The 9,592-nt window shown below is 60.6% G+C and carries 8 protein-coding genes and 1 pseudogene; 3 read left to right on the forward strand and 6 right to left on the reverse strand.

All coding sequences use genetic code 11. From position 1 onward, the window contains the following. The 3 genes from LD110_RS23160 to LD110_RS23170 form a co-directional block, all read right to left on the reverse strand. On the reverse strand, positions 1-2,150 hold a 2,150-nt coding region (locus tag LD110_RS23160), incomplete at its 3' end, for a VWD domain-containing protein (protein WP_225502298.1). After that, on the reverse strand, positions 2,143-2,661 hold the full coding sequence (locus LD110_RS23165) for a hypothetical protein (RefSeq protein WP_225502299.1): 519 nt from the start codon (positions 2,659-2,661) through the stop codon (positions 2,143-2,145). The genes LD110_RS23165 and LD110_RS23160, both read right to left, overlap by 8 nt. Before the next feature lie 598 nt (positions 2,662-3,259). Further along, positions 3,260-3,397 (reverse strand): hypothetical protein, encoded by a 138-nt coding sequence (locus LD110_RS23170; RefSeq protein WP_225502300.1) that lies wholly within the window; start codon positions 3,395-3,397, stop codon positions 3,260-3,262. Positions 3,398-4,869: 1,472 nt separating this feature from the next. On the opposite strand from LD110_RS23170, the gene LD110_RS23175 reads away from it, so the two are divergent. Then, positions 4,870-5,325, forward strand: a complete 456-nt coding sequence (locus LD110_RS23175) for a helix-turn-helix domain-containing protein (RefSeq protein ID WP_225502301.1) — start codon at positions 4,870-4,872, stop codon at positions 5,323-5,325. 1 nt (position 5,326) lies between these two features. Further along, the gene (locus LD110_RS23180; protein WP_225502302.1) at positions 5,327-5,881 is read left to right on the forward strand and encodes a PIN domain-containing protein; all 555 of its coding nucleotides are present in this window, start codon (positions 5,327-5,329) and stop codon (positions 5,879-5,881) included. Here LD110_RS23180 and LD110_RS23995 read toward each other — a convergent pair. After that, on the reverse strand, positions 5,870-6,343 hold the full coding sequence (locus tag LD110_RS23995) for a glycerate kinase (RefSeq protein WP_374200386.1): 474 nt from the start codon (positions 6,341-6,343) through the stop codon (positions 5,870-5,872). The two genes, LD110_RS23180 and LD110_RS23995, sit on opposite strands and share 12 nt — an antisense overlap. A gap of 34 nt (positions 6,344-6,377) precedes the next feature. Next, positions 6,378-6,491: pseudogene (locus LD110_RS24160) on the reverse strand (hypothetical protein); the annotation flags it as partial. 307 nt (positions 6,492-6,798) lie between these two features. On the opposite strand from LD110_RS24160, the gene LD110_RS23190 reads away from it, so the two are divergent. Continuing rightward, entirely contained in the window at positions 6,799-7,575 is a 777-nt protein-coding gene (locus LD110_RS23190; RefSeq protein ID WP_225502303.1) for a hypothetical protein, read from the forward strand. Between the two features lie 635 nt (positions 7,576-8,210). On the opposite strand, the gene LD110_RS23195 is transcribed toward LD110_RS23190, so the two are convergent. Further along, positions 8,211-8,807, reverse strand: coding sequence for a hypothetical protein (locus tag LD110_RS23195; RefSeq protein WP_225502304.1), 597 nt, complete (start codon positions 8,805-8,807; stop codon positions 8,211-8,213). Positions 8,808-9,592: the final 785 nt, after the last annotated feature.

Consider the following 9,592-nt stretch of genomic DNA (forward strand, 5'->3'; position numbering starts at 1 on the left):
GCCGGGGTGGCGCCCGTGGTGGTGTTTTTCAGGGTCCACTTCATGTAGCTGGGGCAGCCCTGGTCGGCGAGGAACACCGACTGGCCCCCGGCCGGGACGGTGAAGCGGTACTGGTCGTGGGCGCCGGTGGTTTCCAGGTTCCCCGCACCCGTCCCCGGAACCCCGTTGGACACCGACACCGGCAAGGTGACATCGAAGGCATCAATAGTGACGGGCATGAGCTGGAAGGAATACGGGCCGGAGGCGTTGTTGGTCCCGGCCCATTCCAGCACGTACTGGCCCGCGGGCAGGTTGTCGATTTCCTTATTGCCGTTGTAGCAGTAGTCGCTGGCCGGGGTGGCGCCCGTGGTGGTGTTTTTCAGGGTCCACTTCATGTAGCTGGGGCAGCCCTGGTCGGCGAGGAACACCGACTGGCCCCCGGCCGGGACGGTGAAGCGGTACTGGTCATGGGATACGGCGGTTTCCAGGTTCCCCGCACCGCCCGCCGGAACCCCGTCCGATACGGACACCGGCAAGCTCACGTCGAAGGTTTGCGGCGGGACGAGCTGCATCTGGATGTCGATGTTGTCTATGCCTAGGAATTTGAGGCTGGCGCTGCTCAGTCCTGACGTGGTGAAGTCGGCGCGAAGCTGTGCCGCCTGGTGATCCAGTGTCACTGTCACCGGGAATACAGCGAACGGGACTCCGCTTGACAGCGTGCCGGTCAGTCGGGGCCCTCCTAATCCCGTTCCGTTCACGACTGGATCGCTGGCGTTCCCGGTGTCTACGAATTTGGTCTGCCAGACTTGATTTCCGTCGATTTTCAGGGCGACAGTTTGGTCGATCGCGTCGCCGTTCCAGGGTCCGATGGCAATCAGGTCGAATGATATTTGTGCGCTGGTGTGCGCTGGAATGTCCGGGACTGAGAAGCCATATCCGCTTCGATCAACGATTGGCCCTGCATAAGTGGTCGTCGCGGCGTCGCTGCTGAGATAGGTGTTCCTGAAGTTCGACGGAACGGTTCCCTCAAATCCGACGACGAGCTTCCCGGACGAGTCGACGCCGGCAGCGTCAACCGCCACTTGGTCGCCTGGGGCGGCGGCAACGGCGGCAAAATTGATGTCGCCGGTGACCAGCATGTCGTAGAGGCAGGAGTCGAATTGGGGTCCCCTGAGAATGCCGAGCTGTGTGCAAGCGGCCGAGGCGTCGTTTATCTGGCCACCCGTGAAATCCGCAAGCTTGACCACATTGTGCGGGAAGGTCCGGTCCGAGTAGGTGGCCGTTGACTCGCCGGCCCCATATGTGAAATCCGAGGATGCGTCCGTGATCCGCCACGAATCGATGTAGTCCCCGTAAAGAACTTGCGGGCTCGGTGAGGCCCCGAGGGATGTTCCGTCACGGAGCGCGAATTCGTCGGTCCTGCTGCCGTTGTTGTTACCCAGGAGACCTGCCGTTGGAGTTCCCGGGGGCAGGTAGAAACGGGGGTTCAGGCTCGAGTCGAAAGCCATCATGGGCCGAAGCGTTTGGCCGGGCCAGACCGCGAGGTACTGGCCGTTCTTCTTGAGCAATGCAGCCCCACGGTCGAAATACAGGTAGCTTCCATCTGGAACCGTGGTGGGAATGTGATCGACCAAGAGAGTCGTTCCGTTGAACTCGACAGTGTGATCATCGAGCTGAAAAGCCAGGGACGAGAGTGTTGAAACCGAACCGTTGAGCGGCTTGAAACGCCCTTGAACATCGAAGTCCCACGATGGTGCCGTAACCAGATCGAACTCGCCTGCGCCCTGGAGATCGTAGCTTAGACCGTCCAGAGTAACGAGGTGAGGGTCCCCAGTGACCCGTCCGTGAAAAGCTTGGCTTAGAAACGAATTTAGCGCATCTCGGTTGCGCTCTCGCCAGAGTGCGTACTCCCTAAAGAAGTCATCGCAGAGCGCCATACATTGCATCACTGCCGCTGCGGTAGTCGGGATAAGAGCTGGGACCGGGAAGATACCTCCCGGATTGAACGGTACGGGCGCAGGCTCGTCATCAGGTTGGGGTGTGATCAGTCTTGGCTGTGGCTCAGGAACCGGAGTCTCATAAGTCTTATCCCGGTCGCTAATATCGGGGCGCTTCACCGGCCGGGTGATGTCGGCGCATGGATCACGGCGGACTTCGGTGACTTCAAGCATTCCAGGAACATTGTTGGTGTAGACGGAGAACGTGGCATACACATCGGAACCAGTTGCAACGCAAGTCCCGAGATGGACCTCGGAAGCTATCCACTGTTCCGTTGAGAACGGTGCCCGGCACTACGGTGTACGCGGGGCCGACGACAGTTTGCAATTCTTGGATGTATCCGGTGATTTGACGCTGAGTTTGGTTGTAGTAGCGGCTCCAGGTGCCCTTTACCTCAATAACCTGCAGCGGGACAGAGGGATCGTCGCGGTTATAGACGAGGATGTCTGGATGCTTACCTGAGGGCAAGACGACTTCCCACTGGATATTGGCGTTAATGCCACTTTTAGAGACGACGTTCTGCATCTGATTCAATCGAGCGATTGCGCGCGACTGCGCAATGTACTCCACGCCTTTCCCGATGGAACCACATTCAGCTGGTTCATAGGCCTGATTGGTCCCTTTCAGGGTAAGTAGACACGATGCGGCGAGACGCCCACGTGTATCAAAGATCTTGCCAGCCACGCATCTCGCTTCTCCCGCGTAGGGGGCGGTTAGGCTCGGGATCAGATCACTTGACGAGTTCGGCGGACAAAGCACTAATTCCGTCGGAACCTTCTGGGAGGATGTCAGTGGCGCATTTCCAGAAATTGCGGCAGCGTGGCTCTGAGGTGCAACGGCGAGTTGGCAGACAAGGGAAAGCACGAGTGAGAATATCAGGCCGGGTACAAAGAGCGACGTCCTAAGTAGGCGCGCCAAATTTACGCTTGTCGAGAAAAGTCTGACAGCACGCATGCTGCTCCCCCATTTTCATCAGCGCCCCCAGCGGGCTGAATCACAGCTCTCCATCGAGCTAACGCCAGATACTGAAGCACCCGAGCAGCAAAATCAAGACCACCGACACCGCGAAATTTGAGCTACACCGGGTCTGCGAAAGGCAATTACAGCATCCAACTGCAGAAATGACTTTTAAGGGGAGTCCTCGACAATTCCTGAAATACTATTGACCCAACTCGTCATGCTTCTTCCGCAACTGAATCAGCATCAGGGTGCGCGTTGGATAACGACCCGGGTGATGTAGTCATCGGCATCGCAATGCTTCACCTGAGGGATACGAACAAAGTCAGCCTGGAACACTTTCCAGGGTCAAGAGAGGTTCCTCGAAGCTGTCCTCGCCTGGACGCCCGACGATCCAAGCTCCGTCGTGGAATCCCCTGAGTTCGGCGATCTCAACGTAGACCTCTTCTTTCGGCGCCGCCATTGACGTCCGGCTGTTCCACAATCCCTCCAGGAAGGACTCTAAGACCTAGCTACTCGAGCAGATCCCGCGCCATCAGCTCGCGATGAAACTGGGCAAGCTGAGTTCCACATCTAGATCGCCGCATCTCGACGTCGACACCTGCCACGAAAGACCACAGCGGCAGAGCCGGCGCTCCCCCGCACCCGGGCCCCACGATCAATCACGGGCGGGTTAGCCAGCAGGCGGTCCGTCCGCGAAAGTCCGGCGCGGTTCCCTCGCGAAAGAATTCCTGCCCGTCCACTCCGATGCACTGCGGCAGGGTCAGGTAGCTCTCACCCGGTAACACCATGAAGATCCGACCGAGGAACTTGCCCCCGAGTCAGGAGACGGGCCACAAAAAGATTCCAAAAAATTACGTCAGGGTCATGCAGGAGTCCATGAAAGCAGCCATGAGTACGTATGAGCACCGAAACCCACAATCAGCAAGCCCACAACCCAGCTCCCCTCCCGGGCCTGGTCATGTCGCTCCGGCTGCACCATGCCATGAACGAGTGAGAAGCGAAAACTTCGCCCAAGCCTGGAGAAAGGAAGCGTCGGCCCACCGAACTTCCAACCACAACTGAACACTCTCGCTACTGACACACCGTCAGCAACACGCCGTCAAGGGTGTGGACAGTGTCCACATGGCCAGAGGCCGAAAAGCCCCGCCCAGCCTAGGGGAAAACGTGTGCCCAAGGTGGGACTCGAACCGCATTCCAGCCCTTGGAAACAAAGGGAACTCCAGAAAACATACGCAATCCGGCCCAGTCCGCCCGATATACGACCCAGTCCGCCGACAAATCTGTTGACAATGTCAACAAGGCCTTCCCTGAGAGATTTCGAACAGATTCGAACAAGACAGAGCGACTGCCGGCCCCATTTTGAGGGGGGCAGTCGCTCTGTGTTACGGGTCAGAGGCCTTCCGGAATTGATTCCAAGCCAGCCGACTCTGGCCGGATTTGTTCGCAGCTCATGTGGCCACCCGAATTCCCTCACGGCGGTTCTCCTACCTTCAGGCCATTCATGGGCCGAGTGCGCGAAATCAGATGACCGGACGCCGGGCCAACAGAGCGCCGAGGCCGATGGCAGCCACGAGGGGTCAAGTAGGCTAACAACGAGACGATTCCAACGACCAACGCAGCATCAGGCACCCACCGGCAGCCGTTTCAGCCGGGAAACGCCGCCTATCGGTGCCCCGTCCGGACGTTCCGCCTAAGCAAATGCTTTCCTTGAATTGAGTAGGCGCGAGACTCGATCGCCTACAAGCTGTGCTGGACATGCTCGCATTTGCCCGGAGACGGCGACGGGACCCGGCACCGCCGTTAGCGCCTGCTTCCCGATGGAAACAAGCAGCCATCCAAGCCTCTCTAGCGACGACACTGTTGTTTCGTTTATTGCGATTGTGAGATACGTTTGTACATACACAGCCGACAACGGGGAGATGAGACAGAACAATGGCCACTCACGCGCCAACCCCGGCCTATCCCCACGGAAACGATTCCGAGCTGGCCCGGGAAGCGCTCAAGACGCTCCGCCGCGCGGTTGAGGCACACACGGACCCCCAGCAACCGGTGGAAATGAAGGTTACCGACGGGGGCCAGCTTGAGATGCCCCGCGCAGCAGCAGACCTGATGATGAGAATCCTTGGGAAGATGGCGGCCGGCCAGGGGGTCACGGTAGTTCCCATGAGCGCGGAACTGACCACCCAGCAGGCAGCCGACATCTTGAACGTATCGCGCCCCCATTTGGTGGGACTTCTCGAATCCCAGCAGATCAAATACCGGAAGGTGGGAACGCACAGGCGAGTCCTCGCCGAATCCCTCTACGACTACAAACGCCGGACCTCAGTCGCCCAGAAGGATGCGGCGGACGAACTCTCAGCACTGGGACAGGACATGGGGCTTATCTAGAGTGGTCTTCACCGTCATTTACGATGCCAACGTCCTGTACCCAAGCATGCTCCGGGATCTGCTGATACGAGTCGCGCAGGCCGGACTGGTCCGGGCGCGCTGGACCGAGGCCATACTCGATGAGACCTTCCGAAACCTGAAGGAAAACCGGCCAGACCTGGACCCGTCGAAACTGGACCGAACGCGGGAACTGATGTGCGCGGCCGTACCCGACTGTATCGTCAGTGACTACCAGCCACTTGAGCAGGTGTTCACAGACCTCCCAGACCCAGGGGACGCCCATGTCATGGCGGCCGCCCTGAAGGTTCAAGCCCAGGTGATCGTCACAAACAACCTCAAACACTTCCCGCCGGAGATGCTCAACCCCTGGGGCCTGGAGGCCAAGCATCCCGATGACTTCCTCATGGATCAGTTCCACCTGGATGCGGTGGAACTGCACGTCGCGGTACGAAACATGTCCGAGGCCTACAGAAACCCGCCACTTGACGTAGACGACGTACTGGACCGGCTCGATGCAGAGGGAATGCCTCAAATCGCCGCCGCTCTACGCAGATAGTTGGAAGACATTCTGCGCCCAGTGTTCTGACCAGATGTACCGGCGCGGGCCGCGATGAGCACGGCACGAGAACTGCTCCGTAATCTCAGAGAGGACTTCGTCAACGGGGCCGGAGATGTTGACCGCAGCCCGCCACGCTGAGGAACATGATCGCGCCGATTGTGCGCGAGGGTGGCAGCATCCCCTGGCGTGACGCGCCGGTCCGTCCGCGGCCCGGGGTGCCGCCGCTACGCCTCCGGTGATGACCAGGGCGGCCCCTTGGATCCTGCAGTCCAGGTCAATCATCTGTCCTACGAGTTCGGCTCCTGATTCGAAGCGGGCGCCCAGCACGGCCAGTGCGGCGTATCCGATGCCCCCGGCTGCTCCGGCTCCCGGCTCGGACGCGGCCAATGAGGCCCGGGGACCGATTTCCCTTTCGAGGACGTCGACAAAGCGCGTCAACGCGATTTCCAGAAGTTGCACATCGGCCGCGCTGGCTCCCTTTTTGCGGTCCGAAGACAGCCGCTGCCCCGTGTTCCCCGAGCAGCGGGTTATCGACGTCGCATTGTGATGGGTCTTGGACAGGCTCGTTCTCGAAGGCATCATGTTCTTGCACTGAACACCCGGCCATTTCAAACGCCTAAGTCCCACCTAGGTGCTCTGCCCCGAGCCGATCATTCTACTGTCTCCACCGGAACGGCAAAGGGCGCTTCGCGTCACTTCGTGATTGCCCTCCGGGCAACCCTTGACCTCCCCGGCTCCGACAATGATCGGCCCGTATCGGGACAGAGGCCCAACAGTGGCGGCCACTCAAACAGGAAGGAACCAGGCGGCCACCAACCCAACCGCCAGCAACGACAAAGCCAAAGTAGAACCACACCACTACCACCGGCCGCATCCTTCCGGAGTCCGACGATGCCTACCTGTAGGGTCAAGCCATGGAATCTGCGTCGCCTGCTTCAGTGATCGGCCGTTTAGTGGACGAACTGTCTTGGGCCGGATCGAGCATCCGCCGCCTCAGGAACGGCGGCCAGGGAGACGAGAATGTGCTCACAGCAGAGGTAATGCTGCTCCTGTCGCTGCTGCCCCGGACCGCTTTCCTGGGCGGCCTCCTTATGGCAGCCCACGGTGCGGACAAGACCCGGGCCCTGGTGACGTCAGGCCTGGAAAACGCCACCGTACAGATGTTCCCGGACGAGATCACCATTCCGGGCACCCGCATCCGCGTTCAGCCGGATGCTGCCATCGGGCAAGACAACGCCGCGGTTCTCATCGAAGCCAAAGGCACCAGGAAGGCCGCCCGGTTCCAAAAGACGCAACTGGCACGCGAATACCTGGCCCTGATGACCGGTCCACGCGAGCACAAATTGCTCCTGATCATTATGGATACAGCTCCCCCGGTCCGTATTCAGTCAGCAGGACGCCTCGACCTGTTCGACGGCGTCAAGGTCGGCTTGGAGGAACTGTGCTCTGCTGCAGCTTTTTCGGCCGACGATGGCCAGCGTCTCAGCCGGGCCATTCCCGAGACAGTCTGCTGGATCACCTCGCAGGAGATCCAGGCCGTTGTCGCCAATGCAGCGGCACACTACCCCTGCATTGACGTCAGCCTGGCCGGCACACTCCGGCGCCTGGCAGAGGGCGTAACCCACGCCATCGACTGGCATTCCGGACGTACTGAAATGGCCTTTCCCCCGCAATCGGGCGGCCAGCTGTGAACCTTCAGAACTCCGCTTCAGCACAGACAGATTTCAGTGGATTGTTCTGTTTGGCATCTGTGCCATGACAGCAGGCTTGATGCCGAAGGTGCTGCCTATTCGGATTTGTGCTGCTTCCGGTGTCAGCTTGCTGGTCCTCATTGGGCGGCGCGGCTACCCGGAGGCGGGCGGGTGTTTGCCTGCCGCCGGTGTTTCGCCGTCTTCCCGGATAGCGCGGATGCACCGGGGTGATCCTGATTCTCCGGGCAGCACTGCCGGATCCCGGCTCTCCGAGCAAACCCCTCCTGTGGTTGTCGCGAACCCGGGTAATGTCGTCCCGGCGTTCGGATGCGTTGGGCCATTACCGGGGAAGTTAGGCCATCTCGCGTTGGGAGGGTCTCTCTACGGTGATCGCTCACGGTCTTAGGCTGGCCTGACGGCAGGTTTTGCATGGACGTGCCGTCCAACATGAGGATCATGTTCACCTCAGGTCCGGAACCCTCCGGGCCTGATCCATCGGCGGTTCGCCCCGGTACTGGGATCCGGGACGAACCGGGCCGGTGACGGAGTCAGGATCCGTGTCGCCGTTTAGGGCGGTGCCTTTGGCCCCCGGTGTGGGGTCGTGAACCAGGGCTCGCCAACGCCTATGCCGAGCCTTAGCCGATGAAGGTTACGAGGTCGGCGCAGAAGTCGCGGTCTTGCGTGTCCGCCTGTCCCGGGTCGGCGATTACCCGGATGAAGTCGAGGAACTGATCGTCAGACGGGTCTGCAGGTGTGCCGCCGTTGTCCACGAGGATCTCGGCCCTGAGGGTTCCGGTGTCCATGAACAGACGCGTTCCGTCCGGACCGTAGACCTTGCTGACGCCGGTTGAAGAATTCACGATCGTGAACGTGCCGTCGCCGTTGTCGGTAATGGTCTGATCCTTTTCCTGCACCACACGCGTGACGGTGAAGGTCTTGCCGTTGAGGGTGTTCGTCCACGTATCGGTCACCCGGAACGGATTCACGGCGTAGGGCAGGCCGTCGCCGAGTGGCCTGATAAGAAACATCCCCTCAACCTGCCATTCGTGCAGCACCGGGAAGTCCACCACACCGGCGCAGAATCCGGGGAACTGTTCCTGGGCAATGGCACTGCCCGAATCCGAAAAATGTTGATGTTCTATGGGCCGCGCCATCGCAGGGCTGGCCCCTGCGATGGCGATCACGGCTGCGGAGACCGTAGCTCCCATCGCGGCGAGTGCTTTATGCTTCATGATTCCTCCTCTGTTCGGTGGCCCGCAGCAGTGAGCCAGGCATGGTGGGTTGCTTTCATCCGCGTTTTGCAGGAAAACAGCCGCTCAACAGGACCACAGGTCCCGGGGACGCAGTGCGCCCCACAGAGGGAAGGCCAATAGCTGGCTGCGCGACGGCCGGATGGAATCTTCGCAATGGAGGGACTCCCTGCGCTGTCAGGTGAGGAGAGCCCGGCACAGCGATGTCCCTGGCTTCAAGACCCTGCGGTGACGTTGATCCTCGGCCGTTCACTGCGTGCTCCTCCGCACCACGGATTTGTCTGGAGCCCAGTCAGACGCGAATTTCTTGGAAAGAACGCGACTCCCGGCGATTCCCCCGCACCAGAGCACGAGTGCCTGTTTAAAACGGTGAAGGCAGCATGCAGCTACCCTGCAAATTGCCAGCTCGGAAAGCACCGGCACCCGGATGTCCGGGTAACGGTTCCTGCCTCGCCAGGCCCAACGGGCTCGAAGCCGCGCGCAGACAAGGACGCGTCGGAGGCCGACGCCCCGTCGTCGACGCCGACACACGTGCCGCCATCCTGGCCCGCCGCGAACGCGGCGAGTCCATCCGAACCCTCGCCGCCGGCGTCGGCATCCATCGGTGTCGTCCACAAGACCCTCACCCAGGCGCCGGCCGCAACAGCCACGGCTGTCCGGGAAAGGGGCGCGGCGGCTCAATAGTGGCGGAATGCCTCGTTTGAACTCGTCGAAACGCCTAGTTGTATCGCGTCGGATTTCCTAACTGCATGGCGTCCATCTGCTAG

The organism is Arthrobacter sp. M4 (genome assembly GCF_020251205.1).
Classification (GTDB): Bacteria; Actinomycetota; Actinomycetes; order Actinomycetales; family Micrococcaceae; genus Arthrobacter.